Genomic DNA, 25,036 nt, shown 5'->3' on the forward strand with positions numbered 1-25,036 from the left:
ACGCTCTGCGGCTGCACGCTCTGCGGCTGCACGCTCTGCGGCTGCACGCTCTGCGGCTGCACGCTCTGCGGCTGCACGCTCTGATATGAGGTAGCCGCTGCCGTATATCGCCTTGCCCTGGCCGCGCTGCGCGTCGAGCGCCCTCGTGAAGCTGCACTCCTGCGGCCCCACGCGGAAGTCGATGCCGTACTTGGAGTAGCGCGCCAGCATGGGCGCGGTCAGCACCTCGTCCGGGTACTCGTACTTCGGCAGCGCCTTGGCTTTCTTGCGGCGCAGGCGCTCTATCGCGGCATCCAGCTCGGAGCGCAGGTCGGGCGCGCTGCGAGCCTGGGCGGGGTCGAGGTTGGTCACGAACGACGTGTTGACGCTCGCGCCGTTGGCGTACGTCACGCCGACGCCCGTCACGACCTTGCAGCAGTTGCGGATGCCCATGCACGTCAGGGTGGGGGCGAACAGGAAGAAGCCCACGCCGCGCTCCTGGTAGTGCTTGACGATCTTGCTCAGGATGGAGAACGGCGGGTTGTCCACCACCGTGCAGCCCTCCGGGTACTCCTCGCGCTCGTAGTCGCCGCCCGGATAGAACGGGCGCGCCACCTTCGCCAGGTCGAACCCGTACTCCCGGTGCGCCCACCGCAGCACGCAGTCGTACACCTCGGGCGGGGTGTAGCAGTCGTCCGTCGTCCTCTTCGGCTCGAACTTGGCCGTGAACTCCTCATATGTCTCGCCTCTCGCCATGCGTCTCCTATCTCTCGGCCCATATGGTCGCAAGCGTGTCGCCGGGCACGGAAAAGGCCGCCCCGAAGGACGGCCCTCTGCCTGTTTCCGTATTCGGTTGTCCCTAGCACGCCGCCACGGCCATGGCCATAAGGCCGAGCACGAGCGCCCTTATGGCGTAGATGGCCGCCGCGTCTATGGCGATGATCGCGGCCATCGCGAGCAGGCACCCCCAGTTGCACCCCGGGCGGTTCACTTCTCCTCCTGTTCGACGGTCCCGTCGTCGTGCTCGGCCTTGAGCCATGCCACGTACTCCTCGTGCGAGCTGAACCAGGTCACGAGCATGGGCACCAGCGTGTCTTTGACGAGCTTGAAGCGGTTCACGGCGATGACCGGCGGCTCGGAGTAGTAAAACATGCACATCAACGCGGCGCGCTCCGGCGTCCCGAAGTAGTATTCCCAGTTCGTCATCTCGCGTCCTCCTCCCACTTGATGGTCCCGTCGTCGTATTCGGCATTGAGCCAGTCCTGGTACTCGCCCCACGAGGCGAAGTCCCGCACCCAGCGCGATTCGAACGCGCACGCGGTGAAGGGGTTGCACTCGCTCACCGCGATGCGGAACCGTCGGCCGTCGCGCAGCATGCGCACCTCCATGCGCATCGCGGCCTCTGGCGTTCCGAAGTACCGCTCCCAGTTCTTCATCGCGCGTCCTCCTCCGCACCCGGCCCGACCTTGCGGTACGTGTAGTCCTCGAACAGGTGCCCGCACCAGCGGCAGCGGTCGCCGCCCCTCGGCAGGTGGTGCCAGATCTCGCGCATGCCGCACTTCGGGCAGCGCACCTCGATGCTGGGGCGGCGCTTCTTCCTCGTCTGCTGCTCCATGGCTACTCCACCGCCATCCGCATGGCCGGCTGCATGACCTTGCGCAGGCTCTTGTCCAACTCCTCGGCCGTTACCTCGGCCTTCACCTCCACGTTCACGTCGGGCATCGCGAAGCTGCGCGCCTCGTCGGCCTTGAGGCAAGGCATGGCCGCCTCCTGGGCCGCGCTGCCCGCAGCGGGCGCCGCCGTCTCCTTGGGCTCGCAGCGCCCCAGCCACATCTCGCACTCGTCCAGCTTCGTGAGCGCCAGGGCGCGCTCGCGGCTCACCTCGTAGGCCGTCTCGACCTCGCGGCGCAGCCGCTTGCAGTCCGCCGGCCCGTCGCTGCGCAGCCTCTGCCTGGCATCGGCGAGCTTGCGCCCCACCTCGGCGAGGTTGTCGGCCAGCGCCTTGTTCTCGCTTCGCAGGCGCTCGTTCTCTCGGTGAAGGTTCTGCAGGGAGCGGTCTTGCACCGCGAGGCGCTTCTTGCCGCTCCAGCAGTCCTCGCACAGCGGCCAGCACAATCCCATGTTGTCCTGCCCCAGGGCGTCGATGTCGCGCCCGCAGCTCTCGCAGATGATTCCCATTGCTACTCGCCTCCCTTCGGCATCGTGCCGGTGATTCGGTCCCAGTCGGTCGCCGAGTGCTCGCCCGGGTACTCGTACGCGCTCACGCACGGCACCGGCAGCACCATCACGCCGTCGTGCTCGCCGGCGTACTCCTCGGCGTCCAGCCTGTCCTCGAACGCCAGCACCACGTCGCCTTCCGTGGCGCACGCGTAGATCTTCCTCATTCCGTCCTCCTATTCCTCGAAGCACTCGCATGCCCCGTCGTATCCTGCAACCGCCTCGACGTCCGGGCCTTCGCCCGTCATCGCGTCGTAGGCGCATATGGTCGCCGTGAGGGAGCCGCCGCTCACGCTGCCGAAGAAGCGGCACTCGCGGCACTCGCGGCCCTCCCAGGGGTCGGGTGCGTTCCACGGCGCCCTCGGGTCGGACTCGAAGCAGCCCGGCGGCAGGTTCCACCCGCTCGGCGGCTCGTACCCGCTCACATACACCGCCTCCCGCCAGGCAGCCTCCTCCAGCCGTCCATGGCCAGGGCGTCCGCGTACTTGGTCGGCTCTGGCAGCAGCAGGTACTCCCAGTGCCCGGAGCCCGCCGGGGCGGGGCGGTTGAACCTCTGCTCGGCCCTGACCCAGCGGAAGTGCAGCCGGTTGGCGTGCGCCAGCCCGTGGCAGCCGCTGCCGTTGCCGCTGCCGCACAGCACGACCGTGGGCTTGGGCGCCTCCCGGCCGCCCCGGAACAGCTTGCCCGCCCCGCGCCTGACGATGTGGTGGCGGTTGAGCGGCCAGGGGGCGCCGCACACGGCGCACCTGGGAGTCTCGATGCTCGGCCCCTCCATGAGGGGGCGCAGCATCTCGGGCAGCGTGTCAACGTTCGCCATTCGATAGCCTCCTGTCCTTGCCTTGCAGCTCGTACTTGTCGCACATCTCCGACAGACGGCTCACGATGGCCACCGCCGTCTCCTCGTCGCCGTTCTTGGCCAGGCGGCGTATGAGGTCGCCCTTGCCGTACTGCGTGGTCACGATGACCGGCCTCATGCTCTCGTACCTGTCGTTCACGACGCGGAACACCTGTCCCAGCGTCCAGTCGGTGGGCGATTCCTTGCCCAGGTCGTCCAGCACCAGGCACCCCACGCGGGACAGCCGCGACAACACGCCGTCCTCGGTGCCGTCGCCGCCGTAGGTGCCCTTGATGGCGGCCAGCACGCCCAGCATGTCGGTCACCTTTACGCTGGTGCCGCCGTCCACCAGAAGCCGCGCCACGGCGCTGGCGAGGTGGGTCTTGCCGGTGCCCACGGGGCCGCAGATGTACGCCCCGCGCCCTTGCCCCACTTTCGCAGCAATGTCGCCGGCCATGGGGGAGTCGGCGGCCATGAAGCGGGGCTTGATGCCGGCCCGCTCGTAGGCGCGGCGGCGCTTGGCGGCGGCCTCCCGGGCCTTGGCCCGGGCTTCGAGGCGCGCCCGCTCGGCGCGCTCCGCTGCGGCCCCGGGGCAGCCGCATGGCCTCCAGCCGCAGAACACCCGGCGTCCCATGATCGCCGCGTAGTTCGCCTCCAGCCGTGCCCCGCAGTGCGGGCAGCTAGTCGTACTCGTCATAGCCGTCCGCCCCCTTTCGGGCCTTCGGGCTGCGGTTCACGTAGTCCTCGAACTTCGGCGAGAACAGCGTGGAGGGCCGCAGGTACTTGGCCATCTTCGGGTCGCCCTTCCACTCGGCGGCCATCGTGTCGATGACGGCCAGGAAGTCGGGCAGGCGGTAGCCCTCGGCCCAGCGGGCGTGTATCAGCCTGCGAGTCTTGGCGCTGCTGTCTCGGTAGCGGGTGCCCGCCGCATCGTTGAGCGCATGCACGATTTCGGAAAAGGGGATTAAGGGGTTTTCTATATACTCAACCTCATCCTCAACCTCTGCATTGCCGCAACTCGATGCGTCTGCATGTGCGTCCGCATCTGCATCCGCATATGCAACTGCATCTGCATCCGCATATGCTCCCGTACGTGCTTGCGCATCGTCCTGTGCCCGTGCCGCCGCATCAGCCACCGCGTCTCCATTCCCCGGCCTGTTGCCCCATCGGGCGTTTGCCGCCTTCCTTGCGCGCTCGCTCTTCTCGTCGCCCATATCGAGCCTGCCCTTGAGCACCAGGAAGGTGGGCAGCCACGCGGGGCTGCCCTGCGGCTCCTTGCCCGTGAACCGGTACTCGACGATGGCGTAGATGAACGGCGCGCGCTGCTTCTCGGGCATGGCCTGCGCGGCCGCCCAGAAGTCGTCGTGTATAACCATGCCCATAGCGTCGCCAGCGCCTTCCCTAAAACGGGATATCCTCGTCGTACACGCCTGCGGAGGCGTCCATCGCCGGCTGCTGGGGCGCGTACTGCTGGGGCGCGTACGCCTGCTGAGGCGCCGCCTGCGGCGCGTAGGCGGGCTGCTGCGGCGCGGGGGCCGGGGCGGGGCGTCCCTGGCCGTACGTGCGGGCCTGCGGCGCTTGCGGGGCCGCTTGGGGCGCGTACTGCTGGGGCGCGTAGCCCTGCTGCCCGCTCAGGAACTCCAGCTCGTCCACCACGACCTCCAGCGCGCTGCGCTTCTGCCCGGTCTGCTGGTCGTTCCAGCTGCGGTAGCGCAGCTTGCCCTCGATGGCCACCTTGCTGCCCTTGGCGAGGTACTGCGCCAGCTTCTCGCCGCGGGTGCCGAACAGCGTGCAGTCCACGAAGTTCGGGTAGTCCTCCCACTGCCCGGTCTGCTGGTTCTTGCGGCGGTCGTTGACGGCCACGCCCAGCGAGAGGACGGACATGCCGCCGCCCGTCGAGCGCAGAACCGGGTCTCGGGTCAGGTTGCCGGATATGCACACGCGGTTGATGCTCATAAATATCCTCCTTGTGTCGTGTCCCCGCTGTTCCAGATGCGGGTGATCTGCGCGTCCACCATGCGGATGCGCAGCTTGATGACGTTGATGGCCTCCTGCGAGGCCTTGTATATGGCCTCGGAGCAGTCGCGGCGGCGCTTGGCCTCCGCTATCTGCTCCTGGCCCCGGCACACGTCGCCGATGATGGTGACGGGCGTGCCCTTCTGGCGCTCGTTCAGGATGGCGATTCGCAGGGCCTTGCGGTACTCGGCCTCGTTCTCGGCGTACTGGCAGCCGGACTCCTTGCAGGTCTTAAGCTCGGCCTCCAGCCTGTCGGTCAGCTCGTCCAGCTCCTCGGTGAGCGCCTGCATCTACTCCACCTGCCAGTCGGGGCGCGGGCAGCATGCGCAGTTCGCCACGAACTGCATGTACTGCGGCATCCCGGCGAACTGGTAGCGCGCCCCGCAGCTGCGGCAGTGCGCCGTGAAGGGCCCGTCCTGCGGCGGCTGCCTCTCCTCTGGCGCGGGCTGCTCCTCCATGCCGTCCGGGTCGCTCTGCCCGTCGATGGCGAACGCGCCGCACAGCGCGTACTTGCGCGCGTAGCTCGACGCCATCCCGGTCACCTGCGCGTCGTCCGAGCCATTCTTGTGCTCGTCCTCGCGGGCGTAGGCGCTCACCTGCAGCGAGCCTTCGCCGCCCTCGGCGGGGAACACGCACGCCGTGGCCTTCACGTAGTAGCGGTCGCCTATCTGCACCAGCTCGTCGGTGAGGAAGAACGCCAGCCCCTCCTTCTTGCACGGCTCCTTGAGCGCGGCGACGATATCCTCGTAGCTCCGGTAGCTGAACTTGCCGAAGGCGTTGTACTTCGCCTTGGGCACGACCACGGCGCGCTGCACCCTGGCGACGGCGGCCATGAGGTCGATGGGTCCGTTCTCCTGCGTCATCCTAGTAGCCTCCGTTCATGCGCTCGTAAACCTGGCCCACCGTGCCGTGCATGATGGTGCCGATCACTCCCTGCGCCTTGAGGGCGGCGGCCACGCCCTGCATCTGCTCCCGCGTCGCGCAGGGCACCACGATCGTCCAGGGGTCGCCCGCCATGGCCATGGGCACGGGCGCAGGCGCGGGCGGCGCCGGCGGGGCAGGGATGGGCGCGGGCTGCGCCTCGTTGTCCGCCATGGAAGCGGGCAGCTGTTCCTGCCATTCCTCGGGCTGAACGGGGGAGGCCTCCGCTTCGACAAACCCGCCGCGGGCGTACCAGTTGGCCACCTGCTCGGGCGTTTCGGCCTCGGGCTCCGCCTCCTCCACGGGCTCCGGCTCCATTGCCGCCTTCAGCTCGGCGATTCGCTGGCGCTCCTCGGCGGCCTTGTGCGCCGCCGTGATCGCCGCGCCCAGGTCGAGGGTGGCGAACAGCTCGCGCTCTGCCTCGTCGTAGAACGGCTCGCCCTCGAACTGCGCCTTGAGGGTTTCCCAGTCCTGGGCGAGGTTCGAGACCTTCTTCTCAAGGGCCTTGAACGCCTTCGCCTCGCCGAACGTCTTGTTGAGCCACTGCTTCTCGTGAAAACGCTCGTACGGCACGACGGGGGCCAGCAGCCCGGCGAACTCCTCGTAGTGCTCCTGCAGCTTCGCGTATGCGCACGCCTGGCGCTCGGCCTCGGCATCGTCCAGCTGCGCCTTGATGCCGTCGGCCGTCTGCTTGGCGATGCCAGCCACGGCCTTGCACCTGTCCTCGAAGGCGGCCAGCGGCGCGGTGTACTCGCGCGCCACTGCCTTGCGGCGCTCGTCTATCTGCTTCGCGATGCCGTTCAGGTAGGTGCGGTCGCGCTTGGCGGCCTTCACGTTCTCGTCCTTGGACATGTCGTACGTTGCGCCCTTGTAGTCGGCCACCAGCTTGCGCACGTGGGCCTCCAGGGCGTCGAAGTTCGCCTCGATGACGGCGGGGGAGTACGCCACGGTCAGCTCCGAGGCCTCCTCCGGCTCGATCACCACGGCCTCCACTGCTTCGCTCATTTACTGCTCGCTTTCCAGGCGCGCCATGCACGCCTCGTAGGTTTCCGTCTCGGCCTCGTTCGGCTCGTAGCCGTCGGCCTTCATCGCCTCGTAGACGATGGTCACGCTCTCGATGGCATCGCGGCAGACGTGCACGGAGCAGCCGCCGCTGACCAGCGACCAGGCCGTCCCGCTGTTCATGTCCCACGCGGCCCGCCAGCCGATGGCCACGGCCAGCTCGGTGGGCGTGCGGTCGATGGGGCGGCCCATCAGCTCCTCGAACGCCTCAACGGCCGGGTCATCCATGGCGAGCGCGGTCAGCGCCAGCGCCGTGCGGCGCATCGTGCCGAGGCGAAGGGTGCGGGCGGCCGTCCATTCGAACCGGGCCGTCCTGCCGTCCTCGTAGGCGGCGTAGAAGTCGGCCTTGCGCTGCGCGTCGTCCCTTCGCTGCGCAGCGGCCTGCGCTGACTCGTCGGCCGCTTCTTCGGCGGGGACCAGCAGAGTCACGCCGAACGGCGTCTCCTCGGCGAGCAGGCACCCGTCGGCGTTGTCGGCCACGTAGGCGTCCAGGGCCGCCAGGTCGGGGCGGAAGTCGGAGAACGTGCGGCACGCCTCGTAGCCCTCGGGGCACTCGTCCACGAACTCGACGCCCGCGTCGGCGATCATCGCCACCATCTCGGCGCGGTTGCGCCTTTGCTCGGCCCTGGACTTCAGGCCGGCGTACACGCGCTGCCAGTCCGACTGCTTGCAGTCGCGCAGCTCGGCCACCGCCTCGTCGTCGCCCTCGAACTCGGCTATGGCCGCCAGGCGGTCGAGGGTCATGTCGTATGCGGCGTCCTGCACCTTGCGGACGGCCCTGCGCGCCTTGCGCACGGTCGCGGCATCGGTGCGGGCTGCGGCTGCCACCTCCTCGTCGGGGATGTCGAGCGCGAGCATCGTCTGCACGCCGCGCGACTTCTCGGCGGCGGTCAGGCCCAGCTTCACGTCCGTCTCCACCATGGCCTTGGCGGCCTCGGTGCGCGCCAGCTCGGCGTCGTCCAGGTCGTCGTAGACCTCGGCCAGGAACCGCTTGGTGCCGATGGAGCGCATGGCGCGCACGCGGCACTCGCCGTCGATGATTCGGTAGATGCCTCCGTCGCGGTAGAGGATGGGCTTCATGACGGGCTGGCCGGGGTTGAGGCGGTTGTGCTTGAACTGCTCGGCCAGGTCGGCGATGTGCGCCGCGCTCTCCTTGGTGGAGAAGTCGCGGGGGTTCATGGCCTCGCCGTCCTCCCGCTCGTATGGGAACACGTCGCAGAGTTCCACGGTCTCCAGCGTCTGCATCAGCGTTCGACCTCCTGGGCCTCGACGCGGCACTCCAGGCCCATCAGGCGGGCGCGGCACGCCACGCGGGTGACCTCGCCGACCAGCGCGACGCGCTTGGTGGGCACGGGGCCGTTCTTGATCTGCTCGGCCATGCAGACGGCGCCGGCGTTGAACGCCTGGCGCATGGCGGCGTCGAAGCCGCCGTCGCCCGGCTCGGGCATGGGGACGGCGCGGCCGATGCGCTTCAGGATGCTGTCCACCGTCTTGTCCGTGACGGTCTTGCTGATGATTTCCGTGAGCATTTGGGTCTCCTATCTGGGAAAACTGAAAGTGATAAAAACTTTTCAGGATTTTGAAACTTTTTTCTCTATGCGCTCCTTGCGCTTCTGCGCCGCCTTCACCCTGCGGTACAGGTAGCGGCACAGCCACCTCTCCATCGCCGCGTCGTGCTCCTCTGCGGCCTTGTCGGCCGCGTAGCGGCTCATGTGCGAGGCGTCGGGAGGCTTCGGCATGGGGTCGGCACGGCTCTCGCGGCCGCACTCGGTGCGCTCATAGGTGCGGCGCTCCTCGGCGGTCAGCCTCGGCAGCAGCTCGGCTATGCGGGCCTCTATGGCCGCGAGCTGCCTCTGGCGCCGGCACGGCTCGCAGATGCCGTCCTTGCCCAGGGTGGCCCTGCGGCACCCGCACGACGGGCACAGCTCCAGGCGGTGGCGGTAGCATCGCAGGGACACGTGGCCGCCGCTCGCGTTGATCACGCGCCGCGCGTTGTCGAGCTGGTTCTTCGACAGCCGCATCTCGCGCCGTATCTCGCTGGCCGGGACGGTGCCCGCCAGCTCGGCTATGCGGTCCAGGTCCGCCTTGCGCCACGACCTGTGGGGCCGCCCCTTGTCGCGCCTCGTCACTCGTCGCTCACCTCCACCTCCACCCGCGGGCGCGACCTGTCGGTGGCCACGCGGTCGGGGCAGGAGAGCACGTACCTGCGGGAGTCGTCCTTGATGACCCCGGCGGCCACCAGGCCGTCCAGCACGAACTTGCGGGCGAAGCCCACGTTGTCGGCGTCGCGTCGCATGTCGGGCTCGTAGAACGTGGTGCGCACGGTGACGGGGCGGTCGAACCTCGGGGCGCGCTGCTCTAGCGCCGCCGCCCTCACGCGGGCCGTCTCGCGCTTCTTCACGGCCGCCGCCTTGTAGCGGTTCGCGCGCTCGGCGCGGATGTAGTCGTTGAGGCTCGGCATGCGGCCCTCTATGACGATGCGGCACCTCATAGCGGCCTCCCGTCGTAGATCGCCTGCGCCTCGGCGAGGGTCGAGGCCGCGAACGGCGTGGGGCCCACCACCCGCTGCCAGGTGCCCACCAGGTCCACCGAGTCGATGGGGGTGGTTCGGAAGCTGATGGCGGCGAGCATGGAGGGGCGCTGCAGCACCATGTAGCGGGACAGCACGCTCCACAGGTTGTGGTCGCGCTTGAACTCGGCGGCCTCGCTGACCGTCAGCCCGTTCTGGCACGCGAGCGTGTACACGTTGTCGCGCTGGACGACGTGGCCCTCCAGCATCAGCCGGTAGCAGATGCCGCGCAGCTTGGCCCACGTGGCGGGGTTGCCCGCGACCCAGGAGCACGCCCTCGTGACGAGCGCCTGGGACCTCGCGTCCGCTACCTTGGCCATACCAGCGCCTCCAGCAGCCACGTGGCGGCGATGCACGCGCACACGAACAGGGCGGCAAGCGCGGCCTGCGCTCGCTCGCGGCGCTGCCGAGGTGTTACACTGTCGTCAGTCCTGTAATGGACGGTTGCGGTGCGCGTCCCTCGCTTGCCGGCTGCGACGCGCACCCTCCTTCCCTTGACCTTTTCCATTCCTGGAACTTCCTCTCGTTCTCTGGGTCCTTGTAGAACTCGCGCATCATGGCCGCCAGCTCGCGGCACATGGCGCGCTGCTGCGGGGTCATTCGCCCGCGACGCCCGGCAGCGAAAGCGGGGCGTCCTCGTAGATGCACTCCCCGGTGTCCTCGTTCACGAACATCACCTCCTGGTCGTCGTACACGTGGATGTTGAGCACCTGCCCCGTGAACTCCACCAGCTTGGGGATGGAGTCGCGGAACTTCGGGTCCAGCTCAAACTGCAGCACGCACTTGCCGCTCTTCACGTTGAGGGCGGTGACCCCCCCGTACGGTCACCTCGTTCAGCATGGCGGCCTCCTAGTTATCTTTGTCGTCGTAGGCGCTGTCGCGCGCGATGGTCTTGAAGTCGGTGCTCCAGCCTTTGCCGCCCACGTTGAACTGCACGGAGTCGTAGATGTTGAACTGCATGCCGCCGAGTTCGAATCGCGCCATCATGCTGCCTTCCATCAGCTTGATGGCCCCGTACTCGAAGCCCCACACTTGAGCGATGCGGCGCCTCAGGCTGACGTGGGTCTCCTCCATGCAGCCGTTCTCTGCTTGCTCGAAGGCGATGGTCATGCTGTCTTTGCTGTTCGCGACGATGCCCAGCAGCTCGCTGACGGCGCCCGTGCTGATGCTGGCCCTGCTGTTTGCGTTGGTCATGATGTTTCTCCCTTCAGGTTAGTTTAACTAGCGTTTCTGCCGAAAAAAATGCTTTCGTAGCTACGGCTCAAAATCTCGCAGATGCGGCGCGCCTGTAAAACGCTCGCATTTTCGGGCTTTTCCTCGATCTTCATGTAGGTGGGACGAGAAACGCCCAGTTCATCGGCCATATATTGCTGCGTGAAGCCTGCATCTTCGCGTGCCTCGCGAAGAGTTTTGAACTTCGCCAAGCCTTATCACCTCCTTCGCTTGTCGAACTGTCTCAAAGGTTAGTTTTTCTAGCATTGCATGTCAAGTTATTTTTGCAATAAAATGCAAGAGAAGTTAACAGGAGGTCGCTATGGGTATTCGCGAGAACATCATCCAACTGCGGGAACTGTTCGGCGTTACGCAAGAGCAGCTTGCCTCGATTGCGGGCGTTTCCCGTGGTGCCGTCTCCCAGTGGGAAGGCGGTTTTTCCGAACCTCGTATGGGTTCGATACAGAAAATTGCGGACTACTTCCGCATTTCGAAAAGCAACATTATTGAAGATAACGGAATGTCGTTCATCGACCCCGTGACCAAGAAGCCCAAGGGCAGCCCGTATATGCCCTCAGGCGCCATGCCGGTGGTGGCCAGCAGCGCAACCGTGCCGCTGCTCACGCTCGGGCGCGTGCACGCCGGCTCGCTTGCCGACGAGGAGGAGGTCGCACACCGCGTGGAGGTGCCCGCCTCCGTGTGCGCCGGCCACCCGCGCGCCTTCGCCCTGGAGGTCGAGGGCGACTGCATGAACCGCGTCATACCCGAGGGCAGCCACGTGCTGGTCGACCCCGACCGCCAGCCCGCCAACGGGTCCATAGCCGTGGTGGAGACCGAGGACTACCGCGCGGTCATGCGCCGCTGGTACAAGGGCAGCACCAAGCTGATGCTGTCGGCGGATAGCTTCGAGGACTACGAGGACATGATTTTCGGCATGGACGACGGACCCGTGCGCGTGATCGGCACGGTGGTGTGGTTCCAGGCCGCCAGCGAGATGGAGTAGCTACAGGCACAGCCACCGGAAGACGAGGCAGAACACGACGCATTTGACGATGCAGACGAGCACGCCTCCGATGAAGCCGCCGATTACCTCGGGCGCGGTGTATTTCTTCTCCATAGTTTGCCCCTTCCGTTGGCTTTGAACGTCGAGAGGTTATAGGAGGTGTCGTTTATGGATTTCGAGCCGTTGGACGAGGAGCTTGAGGAGTTTCTGCGCCCTATAGTCGAGGAGGCCGCCGAAACCGGCTGGGCCGACGACGTGGACTTCATGTGCGCCGAGTACCGCGAGCTGAAACGCTTGGGGATGTTCGACAGCGCCAGCGAGTACTACAGCGGCACGGCCTGCGTGCAGCCCACGTACGCGGCCATGAAGTACTTCGAGCGCAAGAAGAAGTGGAAGGCGCGGCAGCGCAAGGAGACGGCCACCAAGGTGGGCGGCAAGCTGGCGGAGACGGGCGCGACCATCGTTGCGAAGCTGCACGGGTTCTAGCCATGGGCGGACGTGCGGCGATATACGCCCGCTTCTCCAGCCACAACCAGCGCAGCGAGTCCATCGAGATACAGGTGGAGAAGTCCCGCGACTACTGCCGCGAGAACGAGCTGACGGTGGTCGCGGAGTACTGCGACTACGCGCAGACCGGCACCAACACCGACCGCGCGGAGTTCCAGCGCATGATGGCCGACGCCAGGCGCGGGCTGTTCGATTTCGTGGTCATCTGGAAGGTGACGCGCATCATGCGCAACCGCGACGAGATGGCCATGGCTCGCATCATGCTGCGCCGCAGCCGCGTCGAGATACTGTACGCGGGCGAGGAGATAGCGGGCGGCTCGGCGGGCGTGCTGCAGCTCGGCATGCTCGAACTGCTCGCCGAGTACGAGAGCGCGGTCGACGCGGAGCGCATCCGCGAGGGCATCCAGAAGAACGTCGAGCGGTGCATGGCTAACGGGTGCGTGCGCTACGGCTGGGATATCGTGGACGGTGTCTACCAGGTGAACGACCAGGAGGCCGCCGTCATCAGGATGGGCACCAGGATGCTGCTAGAGGGGAAGACGGTGGCCGACGTCGTGAGGGCGTGGGAGCCGTACCGCACCAAGAAGGGCGGCAGGTGGCGCTTCCAGACGGTGCGCCGCATCCTCATGCGGCGGGAGAACGGCGGCGAGTACAGCTATGCAGGGGTCACGGTCCCGGGCGGGATGCCCGCCATCGTGCCCATGGAGGACGTCGAGAGGGTGATCAGGTTGCTGAACGACAGGCACAGGCCGCGCAAGCGCGCGAACGCATCGGACTTCATGCTCACGGGCAAGCTGTTCGACGGCGCTGACGGCGCGCCCATGACGGGCACGAGCGGCACGAGCGCGTCCGGCTCGACCTACTATTACTACCGGTGCCGCGAGTGCAGGCGCACGGTCGGCCGCGACGACGTGGAGGAGCGCGTGGCCGAGGCGGTGCGCCGCGCCCTCGGAAGCGAGGAGAACCGCCGGCGCATCGCCGAGCTGCTGGCCGATGCCGAGGAGGAGCGCGCCGACGAGAAGCCGCAGAGCGCGATCATCGAGGGCGAGCTGGCGAGGATAGAGACGGCCTACGCCAACATATGGGCGGCCATCGAGTCGGGCATCGCGCCTCCGGGCGGCAAGGAGCGCATAGACGCACTGAAGCGTCGCCAGGACCTGCTGCGCGACGAGCTGGCCGTGGCCAAGGCCGTGGAGGGCGCGAGCCTGGACCGCGACCGCGCCCTGTACTGGTTGGACGCCATGGCCGCCAAGATGGACACGGCCACGATACTGCGCACGTTCGTCTCGCGCGTGGTGCTCGGCGGGCCGGACGGCGGCGACGGGCTGCGCATCGCCTTCACCTTCGACGAGTCGGGGGAGGGCGTGTTCGACCGAATGAACGCCAGCTCCACCAACATTTTTCTAGACCGTCTGTTCTGTTTGCGCAGATCAGGCGGTCTATTTTATGTCTAAAACACTGTGAACACCTGTTGAATAAAAGGCCGTAATCAGGCCGTTTTCAGACCGTTTGGCAATCCGTTGGTAACGCAAATCCAAACGTAAGCCCCCTGACACGGATAACTCAATCGTGCGGTCAGCCGCCAGCTTCTCTCGTCCTCCTTGCAGCGATAGAAACCCAGGTGCGCCTTGTTCGGCCAGGGCGCAACCTGTCTTCTTTCCCTGGTTCGTGAAATGATGCCTCGATGGCCATAATTATCACGTTGAAAATGTCCACAAGGTATCGCTCCTTGGGCATTACGTTGCTACAATGAAATCATCTACACCCTATTCAGCGAGAGCATCATGAGCAACAACCAAAACGACAAAGTTTCCCGCGGCCGTCATGTCGCGCCAAGCGATATCCCTCCCATTTTCTCAGACAACGAAAACCAGCCCGGAGGCTTCATTCCGCAGCAGGTGCACGGCCAGCAAACCAGGCCGGCCCATCCGCCGTATGCGCAAAACAGCCACCCAGTGTACACGCCGTCAGGCATGCAAATGCCCTCAACGGGTGTGTCCCGCCCTAAGAAGCGTGTCGGAAAGGTGCTCGGCATCGTTGCGGCCTGCTTGGTGGGCGTGCTGGCAATCGCATACTGCGGCGTGGCGCTGTATTTCGGCAGCCATTTCATGCCCAACACTAAGATCGGCAATCTCGACGCATCGCTTATGTCTACGGCCGATGCTGAAAAGGCGCTGGCAGACGAGGTGAACTCCTACAAGCTCACCATTACCGGCAACGGCTTCAACCTCACGGTTTCCGCTAAGGATGCCGGCGTTAACTTCAACGCCTCCGAAGCGGTTAAAGATGCATATTCGGCATATAACGAATGGCTTTGGCCCGTCGAGCTTACGCGCACCCACGATGCAACCGGGGCTATGGTCAGTTCCTACAACGATTCCGGCCTTGAGCAAACCGTGTCCGCAGCGGTCGCTGCGTTCAACGAATCGGCTACCCAGCCTCTCAACGCAACGGTCGCCTACGATGCTCAAAGCAATTCCTTTACCGTTTGCAAGGAAGTCGCTGGCACCGCCCTTGACGCATCGAAGGTGATGGATGCCGCCGACGCTGCGCTTGCCGAGCTCAATCCCAAAGTCGCCCTTTCCTCCGAGCATCTGGTGCAGCCCACCGTGCTCTCCACCGATCCTCGATTGAAAACCGCCGCCGAGCAGGCGAACACCATGATCGGCGCCGATATCGTGCTGACCATGGGCAAGTCAACCGCCGCGGAAGTCGATGCCGACATCATTTCGCAATGGATCACCGTTGACGAAAACGTGCAGGCAGTCCTTGATGAGGAAGCCATGCGAGCATGGGTCGACAAGCTTGCCGCCGATTGCGATACCGTCGGCACTACGCGTACCTATACGCGCGCCGATGGCAAGACCATCACGGTCTCGGGCGGTGTGTACGGCTGGTCCATCGATTACGATGCGCTTATGGAGCTAGTGGTCAACGGCGTCAAGGAAGGGCTCGTCGAAACCGTTGAGATTCCCAACGCTACTAGCGGCGACGCTTACAACGGCGTCGGCGGTCGCGACTGGGGCAACCGTTATATCGATATCGACCTGGCCGAACAGCATGTCTATTTCTATGATGATTCCGGCGCGCTTGTTTGGGAGTCCGATTGCATCTCCGGCATTCCCGATGGCACGCACGATACCAGCGTGGGCGTGTTCTGGATGAACGCCATGCAAAGCCCCGGCAAGCTCACCGGTTACGAGAACGGGCAGAAGATCTACGAATCAACCGTTCAGTACTGGATGCCCTTCGACGGTAACGCCATCGGCTTGCATGATGCCGATTGGCAGCCTGATTTCGGTGGGACCATGTACAAAGACGGCTACGGTAGCCACGGCTGCGTGAACCTGCCGCCGGCGAAGGCAAAGGAGCTGTATTCCCTTATCCATTCCGGCGACTGCGTGGTCAGCCATTGGTGATCAACGTGCAAACGGTGAAAGCTCAGACGCCCTGCAAGCGATGCTTGCAGGGCGTCTTCGTTAAACCACGGTAAGGTCAACGCATTCCACGGGCACAACGCGTTGCAGTTCGCTCAGCGGCGTTTGAATCTGACATCCAATGCGGCCGCCCGAGAACATGATCCGGTCGTAAAGCTCAGCCGTCTCGTCGATGAAGGTGGGGAAGAGCTTCTTCATTCCCACGGGGCTGCAGCCGCCGTGGATATACCCGGTCAGCCCCAAAAGGTCTCGAGACTTCACCATCGCGATGGATTTCTCTCCAGCGGCGCGAGCCGCCTTCTTCAAATCCAGTTCGCAGGCAACGGGAATCATGAACACGAAATGCTGGCCTGATTTTCCCTGAGTGACCAACGTCTTGAACACGCAGTCCGGGTCCTGTTCCAAAAGCGCCGCAACCTCCACTCCGGACAGCGCTTCGGGGCATTCGAAGAAGCGCGTGTCGAAATCGGCGTGCGCCGCCTCCATTTCCCGTATGGCATTGGTTTTGCGATCTTTTTCCTTCGACATGATCAGCTGCTCCCTTTTCTGGAACTTTTCGCCTGTCAAGCAGGTTAGCAGATACTATGGCACCCGCCGCGCATTTCAGAAAGCGCCCGCAAGCATGCGCTATACTGAGCGGCATGGATATCATGCAAACATTCGATAACGCGCCCATCGGCGTGTTCGATTCAGGGTTCGGCGGGCTTACCGTAGCGCGCGAAATCGCGAAGGCGCTGCCCGAGGAATCCATCATCTACGTGGGCGATTCCGCGCGTTGCCCTTATGGTCCGCGCAGCCTTTCCGAAGTGGACGGATTCGTCCAACAGATCGGCTCTTGGCTGGTGCAGCGCGGGGTCAAGCTCATCGTCATCGCGTGCAACACCGCTACTGCAGCGGGTTTGGCGCATGCCCAGCGAACGTTTCCCGTACCCGTTATCGGCGTTGTGGAGCCCGGTGCGCGTGCCGCTGCCCACGCAACGCGCAACAAGCGCGTCGGGGTCATCGCCACGAAGGCTACGGTTGAGTCTGATGCGTACACCAAGGCGATTCGTCATCTGGATGCGGGAATCACCGTGTTCTCCACTGCCACGCCGCGCTTCGTCGAGATAGCCGAGCAGGGCATCCGCATGGCCGAGGGCCCTATCGAGAACTACACCTCGCTTGCATCGAAGGTCTACATCCGGCCACCGTTTCAGGCTATCGCTAAAGAGTATCTAGAGCCGCTGAGGCGTTGCCATATCGACACGCTCGTTCTCGGCTGCACCCATTTCCCGCTTCTCAAGGCGCTGATCGGTGGTGTGGTGGGGCACGAAGTCACGCTTATCTCATCGGCAAAGGAAGCGGCTCGCGATGTCGCCGAGATCCTAGACCGTCATCATCAGCGTGCCCAGGCAGGTCACACAGCAGAATATGAGTTCAACACCACCGGTGATGACGTTGCGGAGTTCCAAAGCTTCGGCAGCCGTGCATTCTGCATGCCCATCACCAGCGTGTCCCATATCGAATTCTAGGATCGCTTAACTCGGCTCGAAAGGAACCGTTATGAAAACCGTGCTAATTGCCAGCAACAACGCTCACAAAGCCGTCGAAATCGCCGAAGCGCTCGATTTTCCCGGCTGGGAGTTTAAAACCCTCAAGCAGGCCGACGTTCAGTCCGATCCGGTCGAGGATGCCGAAACGTTTCTGGGAAACGCCCGCATCAAAGCCCATGCAGCGCAGCAAGCAAGCGGCGGTATGGCGGTGCTTGCGGATGATTCCGGCCTAGAGGTCGATGCTCTCGACGGCGCTCCTGGTGTGCATTCCGCGCGCTATGCCGGCGAACCGTGCGACGATGCTGCAAACAACGCAAAACTGCTCGATGCGCTCGCTGACGTTGAAGATGGTCGGCGCACCGCTCGTTTCGTTTGCCATCTGGTATACCTTGATGAGCAGGGTAGGGAATTCGACGCCCGAGGAACGGTCGAGGGCCGTATAGCCCATGAGGCGCAGGGGGCTAACGGATTCGGCTACGATCCCCTGTTCCTTCCCGAGGTTTTCGGATTCGAGCGCTCCCTTGGTCAGGCCCTTCCGGAGGAGAAGAACTCGATTTCCCATCGTGGAAACGCCCTTCGTGAACTTCGCGCAAAATTGTCCGAAAACGCGTAGAAAGTCTGGTATACTAGCTAGGCTGTTTGGATGTCGGGACGTGGCGCAGCCTGGTAGCGCGCCTGCTTTGGGAGCAGGATGTCGCAGGTTCGAATCCTGTCGTCCCGACCAGTCGCGGGTGTGGTTCAATGGTAGAACTGAAGCCTTCCAAGCTTCTAACGCGGGTTCGATTCCCGTCACCCGCTCCACTAAAGCCCCAGGCCAGAGCCTTATCGGTTCTGGCCTTTTTGTTTGTGATGACAACAGTGGTGACAAGCTGGTGACAAACCTTGCACAACGCGCCATCGATACGCTGTTTACCGTCCATTATGTCCTTGCCCCTTAGGGCACTTCCTTGCTGCACATTTTCTAGCATGCAAGCGAAATGAGTGAGTGACTCGATCGATTCGTGGCTTCACCTGCAAAGTAACTGTATTTGTCGCAATTTCGACCTTAGATTGAAGCATATGTTTAGCGGGATCCAGAGGAAGATTCGCTGTTCGCCCTCAAGGCGAAGCCGACACCGCCCGAAATGCGGGGGTACTGAGCCTGAGTCGGCGGAAGTGCATCGCAAGCGAACTTTTGGCTCATCGATTTGAAATGAAAAGGCCGAAGACGTTAAACAACGTCCTCGGCCTGTGAAATCGCTGGCGCGCCCAGCAGGACTCGAACCTGCAACCGTCGGATTAGAAGTCCGATGCTCTATCCGTTGAGCCATGGGCGCTCAAAGCGCAGTTATTATACCGCAAACCCGTGAAAACACGTAGGCTTGCATTCCGGTCGGGGGTAAAACAATTTGCGTTACGCCGTAAATCATTTGCTATGTACAAGAGCAAATCGCTCAACCCCAAAAACACTGTTGCACGACTTGCCGTTCAAATCATCGAACTTCATCGCTGCGAGCTTGATCGATTGACTGAAAAGGGGAGTGGGAAAACGCGCAATATGGTGCAGTCGGGAACATCAACCTATAGCGTAATCAGCCATGCCCTTGCCGAAATGTCTACTAGCCGTAGTGGTATAGCGTCCGTCTATCAATGGCCGTTCGGACCATAGGCGCTTTCGCATCGAAATCCCGTGATGCATCATTTTCCAAATTTATGCATAACTAAGGTTTCAAGAGAAAACGTCTATGGATCGGCTCGGGTTCGGATACGACCCATGAAAATTATGCAAGTGCACAAGTAAACTGTCGTGAACCAAAGCGAATGTGAAGGAAAAGTGTAGAAACGCGATGGAAACAAAGCTTAAAATTTGTCGTTTGCCCAGGTCACCCTGAAAATTATGTTTTGAGAAATTTTGGTTGTTGCATTTCATTGTGAAGCATGAGACCGTTGTTTTGCAGTCGGAACGCGCGGTGCGCAACGGGCGTTCCTCTTCTAAGAAGTCCGAAAATGCATAAAAGGCATAAGGAGGGTTTTCATGGCAGGCGTAAACGTCAAGAGCGAAATCAAGCCCTTGAAGAAGGTTCTGTTGCATCGCCCTGGTAAAGAGCTGCTGAACCTCACGCCGAACACGCTCGAAGAGCTGCTGTTCGACGACATCCCGTTTCTGAAGGTCGCCCAGGCTGAGCATGACGCTTTCGCTCAGGCGCTCCGCGACAACGGCGTGGAGGTCGTGTATCTGGAGAACCTCATGGCTGAGGTGCTCGATGCCAATCCGGATCTGCGTGAGCAGTTCCTGAAGCAGTTCATCGAAGAGGCCGGTATCCGTACCGAGCGTTATCAGAAGATCCTCTTCGATTATCTGAACGACAACTACAAGACCAACATCGACTTGGTTCTGAAGTGCATGGAGGGCGTTAACCTCACCGAGCTGCACACCGACAAGTCCAACTCCTTGGTTGACCTGGTTTCCGAGTCCTCCAAGATGGTCATCGCCCCGATGCCGAACCTGTACTTCACCCGCGACCCGTTCGCGATGATCGGCAACGGCGTTTCCATCAACCGCATGTACGCCGTTACGCGTAACCGCGAGACCATCTTCGCTGAGTACATCTTCACGCATCATCCTGACTTCAAGGATGTTCCGCAGTACTACAGCCGTTACAGCGCATTTCACATCGAGGGCGGCGACATCCTCAACATCAACGAGCATACGCTGGCCATCGGCATCTCTCAGCGTACCGAGCCCGACGCAATCGATGAGATCGCTCACAACATCTTCAAGGATGAGACCTCCCCGGTCGACACCATCCTGGCGTTCAACATCCCGAACAACCGTGCCATGATGCATCTTGACACCGTGTTCACCCAGATCGATGTTGACAAGTTCACCATCCATCCTGGCATCATGGGCCCGCTGACCGTCTTCGAGATCACCCCCGAGGGCGAGGGCATCAAGGTCAAGGAGACCTCCGGTACCCTCGAGGAAGTTCTCGAGAAGTACGTGGGCGTGCCCGTCACGCTGATTCCCTGCGCTGGTGGCGACCGTATCGCCGCCGAGCGCGAGCAGTGGAACGACGGCTCCAACACGCTGTGCATCGCTCCTGGTCGCGTTGTTGTTTACGAGCGCAACGATGTCACGAACGCGCTGCTGCGCAAGAACAACATCGATGCTATCGAGATTCCCTCTGCAGAGCTGTCCCGCGGTCGTGGCGGCCCCCGCTGCATGAGCATGCCGATCTGGCGCGAGGACTAGATTTCTCGCTGCGCAGAGCGCATAATCGTAGTATCCCTTTTAGGGTACGCATCCTGAGAAATCAGGAACCCTTGTTAGGTTTTTCCCGGAGCGCGTGAAAGCGCGTTCCGGTAGAAACAGCAGGCTGAAACTTGGCGCGGCCTGCACTTATAAGTTCTTGTTAACTTGCTATCGAAAGGAATTACCATGCCTGTAAGCCTGAGCGGTCGTCATTTCCTGCGTCTTCTGGACTTCTCCACCGAGGAGATCGAGTATCTGCTGAAGCTTTCCAAGAACTTCAAGGACATGAAGCGTGCGGGCGTTCCGCATCGTTACCTTGAGGGCAAGAACATCGTTCTGCTGTTCCAGAAGACCTCCACGCGTACCCGTTGCGCATTCGAGGTTGGCGCTATGGACCTGGGCATGGGCGTGACCTACCTGGATCCCAACAGCTCCCAGATGGGCAAGAAGGAGTCCATCGAGGACACCGCTCGCGTGCTCGGCCGCTTCTATGACGGCATCGAGTTCCGCGGCTTCGCTCAGACCGACGTCGAGGAGCTGGCTGCCAACGCTGGCGTGCCGGTTTGGAATGGCCTGACCACCGAGTGGCATCCCACCCAGATGCTGGCTGACGTTCTCACCATGCAGGAGAACTTCAACTACGATCTGAAGGGCCGCACCGTCGTCTTCATGGCTGACGCCGCCAACAATGTTGCCCGTTCCATGATGGTCGTTTGCGCCAAGCTCGGCATGAACTTCGTCGCTTGTGCTCCCGAGACCAACTGGCCCGAGGCCGAGCTGGTCGAGGAGTGCCGTGCCATCGCCGCTGAGCATGGTGCCACCGTCAAGCTGACCGCTGACGTGAAGGAAGGCTGCACCAACGCCGACGTCATCTACGCTGACGTGTGGGTGTCCATGGGCGAGCCCGACGAGGTCTGGGGCGAGCGCATCAAGAACCTCGAGCCGTACCGCGTGACCAAGGAGGTCATGGGCTACGCTAAGGAGGACGCTATCTTCCTGCACTGCCTGCCCAGCTTCCATGACACCAACACCACCATCGGTGCTCAGAAGGCCGAGCAGTTCGGCATCACCGAGATGGAGGTTGCTGACGACGTCTTCGAGTCCAAGCAGTCCAAGGTCTTTGACGAGGCCGAGAACCGCATGCACACCATCAAGGCTGTCATGTACGCAACCCTGAGCTAAGTCTCTAGGTTCTAAACTCACCGTTGCGCCGCCCCAGTGGCGGCGCAACGAATTGCATCGAGATTCCTTGCCAACCTATGACGATTATTCGTCCCATTTCAATGGGTTGGCTTTTTTATTCCCAAAAAGGAGGCAATCATGCCCTACGCAAAAGGTGAAGGTCCTTCCGTAGTCATCGCCCTCGGCGGCAACGCTCTCGGCAACAGCCCTCAGGAGCAGCTCGAGCTGGTGAAGAACACCGCTAAGCATATCGTCGACATGGTCGGCGACGGCGTCAACGTCGTCGTGTCCCACGGCAACGGCCCCCAGGTCGGCATGATCAACAACGCTTTCGCCTACGCCGCCGCCAACGACGGCAAGACCCCGGAGATGCCTTTCCCCGAGGCCGGCGCAATGTCCCAGGGCTACATCGGCTATCAGCTGTCCCAGGCCATCCTGAACGACCTGAAGTCCCGCGGCATCATGCGTTCCGTCGCCAACGTCATCACCCAGACCGTCGTGAATCCCGAGGATCCGGCGTTCCAGAACCCCACCAAGCCCGTCGGCGCCTTCATGACCGAGGAAGAGGCCAAGGCCAAGGCTGCTGAGACCGGCTGGACCTTCAAGGAGGACGCTGGCCGCGGTTGGCGTCAGGTCGTCGCTTCCCCGAAGCCCGAGCGCATCGTCGAGTTCGACGCCGTGAAGGACCTCATGGACAACGGCTACATCGTCGTTTCCACCGGTGGCGGTGGCGTGCCGGTCTTCGAGACCGAGAACGGCTACGAGGGCGTGCCCGCCGTCATCGACAAGGACCGCTCCTCCGCTAAGCTGGCCGCTGACTTCGGCGCCGACATGCTGGTCATCCTGACCGCTGTCGAGAAGGTCTGCATCAACTTCAACAAGCCCGACCAGGAAGAGCTCTCCACGATGACCGTGGCCGAGGCTCGCGAGTACATCGCTCAGGGCCAGTTCGCCCCCGGCTCCATGCTGCCCAAGGTCGAGGCTTGCATCGAGTACGTCGAGGCTTTCCCGAAGGGCAAGGCTCTCATCACCTCCCTCGAGTGCGCCGCTGCCGGCCTTGAGGGCAAGACGGGCACCGTCATCACCGCTTAATCGGTTGTACGGTGGTGTTTGCTGAGTCTCTCCGGAAGCGCAACGTAGCGGTTTTGGTACAGCAAACATTGAAAATCGCTTAGGTTATTCGTTCCTGAACCGCCAAAATGGATGCAGGATTATGATTAGGCTGTTTTCAATCCGTAAGGTTTTCTTCGCCCTATGGTTGCGAATGAAAACCAGCACACAAGCTTACTCGCGACAGTGCGTGCGCATGCGCTGTCGCACCTCCTAAAGCCTTTGCCTTTGTTCAAGATTTGATCTTTGGGCAAGGCCCGAAAGCTCCCTCGCATATGCGGGGGAGCTTTTGGTTTTCGGTTTACCGATGTTGCATAGCGACCGTTTATCGGTTTCTTGCGACAAGCATGGTAAGATGCTGAACTATGTATTCGGTGCTAGCTTAAGGAAGTTTTATCACAATGCAAATTCGCGAAGAATTGGAAAACCTCATTGCGGCTTCTATCGCCGCTGCTTGTGAAGACGCGACGCTGGAGCTGGCCGAGCGTCCTGCTCCGGCACTTGAGCGTCCTCGCGACCTGTCCAATGGCGATTGGGCTTCGACCGTTGCCATGCGTACGGCAAAGCTGGCCCACAAAAATCCGCGCGAGATCGCGCAGATCATCGTTGATCATCTCCCGGAAAACAACATGATCGCCTCTGTTGAGATCGCCGGTCCTGGTTTCATCAACATCAAATTGGCGCCGTCCGCCTTCCAGTCGGTTGCAGCTCGTGTTCGTGCTGAGCGCTTCGATTTCGGCAAGGGTACGTTGCCCGATGATGTTCCTCATAACGTCAACCTTGAATACGTGTCCGCTAACCCGACGGGCCCGATGCACGTCGGCCATGGCCGCTGGGCAACGCTCGGTGACGCTATCGCTCGCGTGATGCGCCATGCAGGTTACCAGGTTTCCGAGGAATACTACATCAATGACCATGGCGTTCAGATGGATGTGTTCGGCAATTCCGTTTCCGTTCGCTACATGCAGCTGCTCGGACATGATGTCGAGATGCCTGAGAAGTGCTACGGGGGCGGGTATGTAAAAGACATTGCCCAGGGCATCATCGATCGAGATGGTAACAAGTGGGAGAGCGTGAGCGATCAGGAACGCATGGAAGCTTTCCGTGAAATCGCCTACCAGGAGATGCTCGATCTTGCTCGTGAAACGCTTACCGGTTTTGGAACCACGTTCGACACGTGGTTCAGCGAGCGTAGCCTTTACGAGACCGATGAAAACGGTACTTCGCCCGTTTCCCGTTCTTTGAAGATCATGGACGAGAAGGGTTATCTTTACGACAAGGATGGCGCCACCTGGTTCCGCTCCACTGATTTTGGCGACGACAAGGACCGTGTGCTCTTGAAGGAAAACGGCGAGTACACGTACTTCATGTCCGATGTGGCTTATCACTATGACAAGATGCAGCGTGGCTTCGATCATCTGATCGATCTGTGGGGCGCCGATCATCATGGGTACATCCGCCGCTGCGAGGCAATGCTTGCCGCTTGGGGTTATCCTGGTGCGCTCGAGGTCGTGCTTGGGCAGCTGGTCAACCTGTTCCGTGATGGCGAAGCGGTGCGTATGTCGAAGCGTACGGGCGAGATGGTCACCTTTGCAGAGCTCATCGAAGAAGTCGGCGTCGATGCCACGCGCTTCCTGATGCTCTCGCGTTCCTCCGATCAGCCTATCGACTTCGATATCGAGGTCGCTAAGAAGAAGGACAATTCCAACCCGGTGTACTATGTGCAGTACGCCCATGCGCGCATTTGCTCCGTGTTGCGTAAGGCTGCTGGTGAAGGCGCTGAATCGCTTTCCGCCGATGAATTGGCTGCAAAGGTCATTCCGGCCGATGTCGATCTTAGCGTGCTTACCCATGAGTCCGAAATCGCTCTCATGCGCAAGATGGATGACTTCGCCGAGCTTGTTGCTTTGGCGGCACGTGACCGTGCTCCGTTCCGCCTGACGCACTATGCGCAGGAGCTTGCCGGCTTGTTCCATCAGTTCTATACCAACTGCCATATCATCGGTGGAGAGCCTGCTATCCAGAACGGTCGTCTGGCCCTTGCCGATGCTACGCGCACGGTTTTGGCGCTCACGCTTAACCTTATCGGCGTATCTGCACCAGAGCGCATGTAAGCGTTTATCAGGACCAACGGTTCACCAAAATGGGGCTGTATCAAAACTAGTGTTACAGCTCGGCCCGCCAAGATCGGAAAGGTCTTGGCGGGCTTTCTTTTTTCATAT

Annotated in this window: 35 protein-coding genes and 3 tRNA genes; 12 read left to right on the top strand and 26 right to left on the bottom strand. The window is 62.4% G+C overall.

Going from position 1 to position 25,036, the window contains the following annotated elements; all coding sequences use genetic code 11:
• The 24 genes from Q0D52_RS08985 to Q0D52_RS09100 form a co-directional block, all read right to left on the bottom strand.
• A partial coding sequence (locus Q0D52_RS08985) for a hypothetical protein (protein ID WP_294382199.1) occupies positions 1 to 735 on the bottom strand: 735 nt, incomplete at its 3' end.
• A gap of 103 nt (positions 736 to 838) precedes the next feature.
• A complete protein-coding gene (locus Q0D52_RS08990; RefSeq protein ID WP_258773844.1) occupies positions 839 to 970 on the bottom strand; it encodes a hypothetical protein in 132 nt (43 codons plus the stop codon).
• Entirely contained in the window at positions 967 to 1,185 is a 219-nt protein-coding gene (locus Q0D52_RS08995; protein WP_294382208.1) for a hypothetical protein, read from the bottom strand. Before Q0D52_RS08995 ends, Q0D52_RS08990 begins: the two co-directional genes overlap by 4 nt.
• A complete protein-coding gene (locus Q0D52_RS09000) occupies positions 1,182 to 1,415 on the bottom strand; it encodes a hypothetical protein (protein ID WP_294382210.1) in 234 nt (77 codons plus the stop codon). The genes Q0D52_RS08995 and Q0D52_RS09000 overlap by 4 nt, the downstream gene beginning before the upstream one ends.
• Positions 1,412 to 1,594, bottom strand: a complete 183-nt coding sequence (locus tag Q0D52_RS09005; protein ID WP_294382213.1) for a hypothetical protein — start codon at positions 1,592 to 1,594, stop codon at positions 1,412 to 1,414. The genes Q0D52_RS09000 and Q0D52_RS09005 overlap by 4 nt, the downstream gene beginning before the upstream one ends.
• 2 nt (positions 1,595 to 1,596) lie before the next feature.
• Positions 1,597 to 2,157 (bottom strand): hypothetical protein, encoded by a 561-nt coding sequence (locus Q0D52_RS09010; protein ID WP_294382215.1) that lies wholly within the window; start codon positions 2,155 to 2,157, stop codon positions 1,597 to 1,599.
• Positions 2,158 to 2,159: 2 nt separating this feature from the next.
• Positions 2,160 to 2,363 (bottom strand): hypothetical protein, encoded by a 204-nt coding sequence (locus Q0D52_RS09015; protein WP_294382218.1) that lies wholly within the window; start codon positions 2,361 to 2,363, stop codon positions 2,160 to 2,162.
• 9 nt (positions 2,364 to 2,372) lie between these two features.
• Entirely contained in the window at positions 2,373 to 2,621 is a 249-nt protein-coding gene (locus Q0D52_RS09020; RefSeq protein WP_114513506.1) for a hypothetical protein, read from the bottom strand.
• Positions 2,618 to 3,013, bottom strand: coding sequence for a hypothetical protein (locus Q0D52_RS09025; RefSeq protein ID WP_294382223.1), 396 nt, complete (start codon positions 3,011 to 3,013; stop codon positions 2,618 to 2,620). The genes Q0D52_RS09020 and Q0D52_RS09025 overlap by 4 nt, the downstream gene beginning before the upstream one ends.
• On the bottom strand, positions 3,000 to 3,728 hold the full coding sequence (locus Q0D52_RS09030; RefSeq protein ID WP_294382225.1) for an ATP-binding protein: 729 nt from the start codon (positions 3,726 to 3,728) through the stop codon (positions 3,000 to 3,002). The genes Q0D52_RS09025 and Q0D52_RS09030 overlap by 14 nt, the downstream gene beginning before the upstream one ends.
• On the bottom strand, positions 3,712 to 4,413 hold the full coding sequence (locus Q0D52_RS09035; RefSeq protein WP_294382229.1) for a conserved phage C-terminal domain-containing protein: 702 nt from the start codon (positions 4,411 to 4,413) through the stop codon (positions 3,712 to 3,714). Before Q0D52_RS09035 ends, Q0D52_RS09030 begins: the two co-directional genes overlap by 17 nt.
• Positions 4,414 to 4,432: 19 nt before the next feature.
• Positions 4,433 to 4,987: a single-stranded DNA-binding protein gene (locus tag Q0D52_RS09040; protein ID WP_294382231.1), complete on the bottom strand. Its 555-nt coding sequence runs from the start codon at positions 4,985 to 4,987 to the stop codon at positions 4,433 to 4,435.
• A complete protein-coding gene (locus Q0D52_RS09045) occupies positions 4,984 to 5,337 on the bottom strand; it encodes a hypothetical protein (RefSeq protein ID WP_114513511.1) in 354 nt (117 codons plus the stop codon). The genes Q0D52_RS09040 and Q0D52_RS09045 overlap by 4 nt, the downstream gene beginning before the upstream one ends.
• Complete coding sequence (locus Q0D52_RS09050; RefSeq protein ID WP_294382234.1) at positions 5,338 to 5,910, bottom strand: ERF family protein; 573 nt, start codon at positions 5,908 to 5,910, stop codon at positions 5,338 to 5,340.
• 1 nt (position 5,911) lies between these two features.
• On the bottom strand, positions 5,912 to 6,973 hold the full coding sequence (locus tag Q0D52_RS09055; RefSeq protein WP_294382236.1) for a DUF1351 domain-containing protein: 1,062 nt from the start codon (positions 6,971 to 6,973) through the stop codon (positions 5,912 to 5,914).
• A complete protein-coding gene (locus tag Q0D52_RS09060; protein WP_294382238.1) occupies positions 6,974 to 8,275 on the bottom strand; it encodes a ParB N-terminal domain-containing protein in 1,302 nt (433 codons plus the stop codon).
• A complete protein-coding gene (locus Q0D52_RS09065; RefSeq protein ID WP_294382241.1) occupies positions 8,275 to 8,559 on the bottom strand; it encodes a hypothetical protein in 285 nt (94 codons plus the stop codon). The genes Q0D52_RS09060 and Q0D52_RS09065 overlap by 1 nt, the downstream gene beginning before the upstream one ends.
• Positions 8,560 to 8,601: 42 nt before the next feature.
• Positions 8,602 to 9,051, bottom strand: a complete 450-nt coding sequence (locus tag Q0D52_RS09070; RefSeq protein ID WP_294382244.1) for a hypothetical protein — start codon at positions 9,049 to 9,051, stop codon at positions 8,602 to 8,604.
• Positions 9,052 to 9,155: 104 nt separating this feature from the next.
• The gene (locus tag Q0D52_RS09075) at positions 9,156 to 9,521 is read right to left on the bottom strand and encodes a RusA family crossover junction endodeoxyribonuclease (protein ID WP_181872264.1); all 366 of its coding nucleotides are present in this window, start codon (positions 9,519 to 9,521) and stop codon (positions 9,156 to 9,158) included.
• Positions 9,518 to 9,919 (bottom strand): hypothetical protein, encoded by a 402-nt coding sequence (locus Q0D52_RS09080; RefSeq protein WP_294382254.1) that lies wholly within the window; start codon positions 9,917 to 9,919, stop codon positions 9,518 to 9,520. The genes Q0D52_RS09075 and Q0D52_RS09080 overlap by 4 nt, the downstream gene beginning before the upstream one ends.
• Positions 9,907 to 10,107: a hypothetical protein gene (locus Q0D52_RS09085; protein WP_294382256.1), complete on the bottom strand. Its 201-nt coding sequence runs from the start codon at positions 10,105 to 10,107 to the stop codon at positions 9,907 to 9,909. The genes Q0D52_RS09080 and Q0D52_RS09085 overlap by 13 nt, the downstream gene beginning before the upstream one ends.
• An 88-nt stretch (positions 10,108 to 10,195) precedes the next feature.
• Positions 10,196 to 10,378 (bottom strand): hypothetical protein, encoded by a 183-nt coding sequence (locus Q0D52_RS09090; RefSeq protein ID WP_294382258.1) that lies wholly within the window; start codon positions 10,376 to 10,378, stop codon positions 10,196 to 10,198.
• A 70-nt stretch (positions 10,379 to 10,448) separates the two neighbouring features.
• Positions 10,449 to 10,793: a hypothetical protein gene (locus tag Q0D52_RS09095; RefSeq protein WP_294382260.1), complete on the bottom strand. Its 345-nt coding sequence runs from the start codon at positions 10,791 to 10,793 to the stop codon at positions 10,449 to 10,451.
• Positions 10,794 to 10,816: 23 nt separating this feature from the next.
• A complete protein-coding gene (locus Q0D52_RS09100; protein WP_294382263.1) occupies positions 10,817 to 11,023 on the bottom strand; it encodes a helix-turn-helix domain-containing protein in 207 nt (68 codons plus the stop codon).
• 110 nt (positions 11,024 to 11,133) lie between these two features.
• Between Q0D52_RS09100 and Q0D52_RS09105 the strand changes: the two genes are divergently transcribed.
• The 4 genes from Q0D52_RS09105 to Q0D52_RS09120 all read left to right on the top strand — a co-directional run bounded on the left by Q0D52_RS09105 (position 11,134) and on the right by Q0D52_RS09120 (position 15,740).
• Positions 11,134 to 11,814, top strand: coding sequence for a LexA family transcriptional regulator (locus Q0D52_RS09105; RefSeq protein WP_294382264.1), 681 nt, complete (start codon positions 11,134 to 11,136; stop codon positions 11,812 to 11,814).
• 168 nt (positions 11,815 to 11,982) lie between these two features.
• Positions 11,983 to 12,300: a hypothetical protein gene (locus Q0D52_RS09110; RefSeq protein WP_294382267.1), complete on the top strand. Its 318-nt coding sequence runs from the start codon at positions 11,983 to 11,985 to the stop codon at positions 12,298 to 12,300.
• A gap of 2 nt (positions 12,301 to 12,302) precedes the next feature.
• Positions 12,303 to 13,775 (top strand): recombinase family protein, encoded by a 1,473-nt coding sequence (locus tag Q0D52_RS09115; protein WP_294382272.1) that lies wholly within the window; start codon positions 12,303 to 12,305, stop codon positions 13,773 to 13,775.
• A 330-nt stretch (positions 13,776 to 14,105) separates the two neighbouring features.
• Complete coding sequence (locus Q0D52_RS09120; protein ID WP_294382275.1) at positions 14,106 to 15,740, top strand: L,D-transpeptidase family protein; 1,635 nt, start codon at positions 14,106 to 14,108, stop codon at positions 15,738 to 15,740.
• A gap of 60 nt (positions 15,741 to 15,800) precedes the next feature.
• Here Q0D52_RS09120 and Q0D52_RS09125 read toward each other — a convergent pair whose 3' ends face one another.
• Positions 15,801 to 16,286, bottom strand: coding sequence for an aminoacyl-tRNA deacylase (locus Q0D52_RS09125; protein ID WP_294382278.1), 486 nt, complete (start codon positions 16,284 to 16,286; stop codon positions 15,801 to 15,803).
• A 122-nt stretch (positions 16,287 to 16,408) separates the two neighbouring features.
• Here Q0D52_RS09125 and murI point away from each other — a divergent pair, with 122 nt between their 5' ends.
• From murI to Q0D52_RS09145, 4 genes are all read left to right on the top strand, one after another.
• The gene (gene murI, locus Q0D52_RS09130) at positions 16,409 to 17,269 is read left to right on the top strand and encodes a glutamate racemase (protein WP_294361519.1); all 861 of its coding nucleotides are present in this window, start codon (positions 16,409 to 16,411) and stop codon (positions 17,267 to 17,269) included.
• Positions 17,270 to 17,300: 31 nt separating this feature from the next.
• The gene (gene rdgB, locus Q0D52_RS09135; RefSeq protein ID WP_294382281.1) at positions 17,301 to 17,903 is read left to right on the top strand and encodes an RdgB/HAM1 family non-canonical purine NTP pyrophosphatase; all 603 of its coding nucleotides are present in this window, start codon (positions 17,301 to 17,303) and stop codon (positions 17,901 to 17,903) included.
• 34 nt (positions 17,904 to 17,937) lie between these two features.
• Positions 17,938 to 18,014, top strand: a tRNA-Pro gene (locus Q0D52_RS09140).
• A gap of 3 nt (positions 18,015 to 18,017) precedes the next feature.
• A tRNA-Gly gene (locus Q0D52_RS09145) sits at positions 18,018 to 18,091 on the top strand.
• A gap of 439 nt (positions 18,092 to 18,530) precedes the next feature.
• Here the strand turns inward: Q0D52_RS09145 and Q0D52_RS09150 are convergent.
• Positions 18,531 to 18,606 (bottom strand) — tRNA-Arg (locus Q0D52_RS09150).
• A 698-nt stretch (positions 18,607 to 19,304) separates the two neighbouring features.
• Between Q0D52_RS09150 and arcA the strand changes: the two genes are divergently transcribed.
• From arcA to argS, 4 genes are all read left to right on the top strand, one after another.
• The gene (gene arcA, locus Q0D52_RS09155; protein ID WP_294361517.1) at positions 19,305 to 20,522 is read left to right on the top strand and encodes an arginine deiminase; all 1,218 of its coding nucleotides are present in this window, start codon (positions 19,305 to 19,307) and stop codon (positions 20,520 to 20,522) included.
• 186 nt (positions 20,523 to 20,708) lie between these two features.
• Positions 20,709 to 21,704 (top strand): ornithine carbamoyltransferase, encoded by a 996-nt coding sequence (argF, locus tag Q0D52_RS09160; RefSeq protein WP_294361516.1) that lies wholly within the window; start codon positions 20,709 to 20,711, stop codon positions 21,702 to 21,704.
• A 138-nt stretch (positions 21,705 to 21,842) separates the two neighbouring features.
• The gene (gene arcC, locus Q0D52_RS09165; protein ID WP_294382285.1) at positions 21,843 to 22,796 is read left to right on the top strand and encodes a carbamate kinase; all 954 of its coding nucleotides are present in this window, start codon (positions 21,843 to 21,845) and stop codon (positions 22,794 to 22,796) included.
• 419 nt (positions 22,797 to 23,215) lie between these two features.
• Complete coding sequence (gene argS / locus Q0D52_RS09170; RefSeq protein WP_294382288.1) at positions 23,216 to 24,928, top strand: arginine--tRNA ligase; 1,713 nt, start codon at positions 23,216 to 23,218, stop codon at positions 24,926 to 24,928.
• Positions 24,929 to 25,036: the final 108 nt, after the last annotated feature.

The sequence above is a fragment of the uncultured Senegalimassilia sp. genome, assembly GCF_934630535.1.
Lineage (GTDB): Bacteria > Actinomycetota > Coriobacteriia > Coriobacteriales > Eggerthellaceae > Senegalimassilia.

Coding starts and splice junctions, on each gene's coding strand:
- Q0D52_RS08995 (WP_294382208.1), bottom strand. CDS start 1,185: ATGACGAACTGGGAATACTACTTCGGGACGCCGGAGCGCGCCGCGTTG.
- Q0D52_RS09000 (WP_294382210.1), bottom strand. CDS start 1,415: ATGAAGAACTGGGAGCGGTACTTCGGAACGCCAGAGGCCGCGATGCGC.
- Q0D52_RS09005 (WP_294382213.1), bottom strand. CDS start 1,594: ATGGAGCAGCAGACGAGGAAGAAGCGCCGCCCCAGCATCGAGGTGCGC.
- Q0D52_RS09010 (WP_294382215.1), bottom strand. CDS start 2,157: ATGGGAATCATCTGCGAGAGCTGCGGGCGCGACATCGACGCCCTGGGG.
- Q0D52_RS09015 (WP_294382218.1), bottom strand. CDS start 2,363: ATGAGGAAGATCTACGCGTGCGCCACGGAAGGCGACGTGGTGCTGGCG.
- Q0D52_RS09025 (WP_294382223.1), bottom strand. CDS start 3,013: ATGGCGAACGTTGACACGCTGCCCGAGATGCTGCGCCCCCTCATGGAG.
- Q0D52_RS09030 (WP_294382225.1), bottom strand. CDS start 3,728: ATGACGAGTACGACTAGCTGCCCGCACTGCGGGGCACGGCTGGAGGCG.
- Q0D52_RS09035 (WP_294382229.1), bottom strand. CDS start 4,413: ATGGGCATGGTTATACACGACGACTTCTGGGCGGCCGCGCAGGCCATG.
- Q0D52_RS09040 (WP_294382231.1), bottom strand. CDS start 4,987: ATGAGCATCAACCGCGTGTGCATATCCGGCAACCTGACCCGAGACCCG.
- Q0D52_RS09045 (WP_114513511.1), bottom strand. CDS start 5,337: ATGCAGGCGCTCACCGAGGAGCTGGACGAGCTGACCGACAGGCTGGAG.
- Q0D52_RS09050 (WP_294382234.1), bottom strand. CDS start 5,910: ATGACGCAGGAGAACGGACCCATCGACCTCATGGCCGCCGTCGCCAGG.
- Q0D52_RS09055 (WP_294382236.1), bottom strand. CDS start 6,973: ATGAGCGAAGCAGTGGAGGCCGTGGTGATCGAGCCGGAGGAGGCCTCG.
- Q0D52_RS09060 (WP_294382238.1), bottom strand. CDS start 8,275: ATGCAGACGCTGGAGACCGTGGAACTCTGCGACGTGTTCCCATACGAG.
- Q0D52_RS09065 (WP_294382241.1), bottom strand. CDS start 8,559: ATGCTCACGGAAATCATCAGCAAGACCGTCACGGACAAGACGGTGGAC.
- Q0D52_RS09070 (WP_294382244.1), bottom strand. CDS start 9,051: ATGCGGCTGTCGAAGAACCAGCTCGACAACGCGCGGCGCGTGATCAAC.
- Q0D52_RS09075 (WP_181872264.1), bottom strand. CDS start 9,521: ATGAGGTGCCGCATCGTCATAGAGGGCCGCATGCCGAGCCTCAACGAC.
- Q0D52_RS09080 (WP_294382254.1), bottom strand. CDS start 9,919: ATGGCCAAGGTAGCGGACGCGAGGTCCCAGGCGCTCGTCACGAGGGCG.
- Q0D52_RS09085 (WP_294382256.1), bottom strand. CDS start 10,107: ATGGAAAAGGTCAAGGGAAGGAGGGTGCGCGTCGCAGCCGGCAAGCGA.
- Q0D52_RS09095 (WP_294382260.1), bottom strand. CDS start 10,793: ATGACCAACGCAAACAGCAGGGCCAGCATCAGCACGGGCGCCGTCAGC.
- Q0D52_RS09105 (WP_294382264.1), top strand. CDS start 11,134: ATGGGTATTCGCGAGAACATCATCCAACTGCGGGAACTGTTCGGCGTT.
- Q0D52_RS09110 (WP_294382267.1), top strand. CDS start 11,983: ATGGATTTCGAGCCGTTGGACGAGGAGCTTGAGGAGTTTCTGCGCCCT.
- Q0D52_RS09115 (WP_294382272.1), top strand. CDS start 12,303: ATGGGCGGACGTGCGGCGATATACGCCCGCTTCTCCAGCCACAACCAG.
- Q0D52_RS09120 (WP_294382275.1), top strand. CDS start 14,106: ATGAGCAACAACCAAAACGACAAAGTTTCCCGCGGCCGTCATGTCGCG.
- Q0D52_RS09125 (WP_294382278.1), bottom strand. CDS start 16,286: ATGTCGAAGGAAAAAGATCGCAAAACCAATGCCATACGGGAAATGGAG.
- murI (WP_294361519.1), top strand. CDS start 16,409: ATGCAAACATTCGATAACGCGCCCATCGGCGTGTTCGATTCAGGGTTC.
- rdgB (WP_294382281.1), top strand. CDS start 17,301: ATGAAAACCGTGCTAATTGCCAGCAACAACGCTCACAAAGCCGTCGAA.
- arcA (WP_294361517.1), top strand. CDS start 19,305: ATGGCAGGCGTAAACGTCAAGAGCGAAATCAAGCCCTTGAAGAAGGTT.
- argF (WP_294361516.1), top strand. CDS start 20,709: ATGCCTGTAAGCCTGAGCGGTCGTCATTTCCTGCGTCTTCTGGACTTC.
- arcC (WP_294382285.1), top strand. CDS start 21,843: ATGCCCTACGCAAAAGGTGAAGGTCCTTCCGTAGTCATCGCCCTCGGC.
- argS (WP_294382288.1), top strand. CDS start 23,216: ATGCAAATTCGCGAAGAATTGGAAAACCTCATTGCGGCTTCTATCGCC.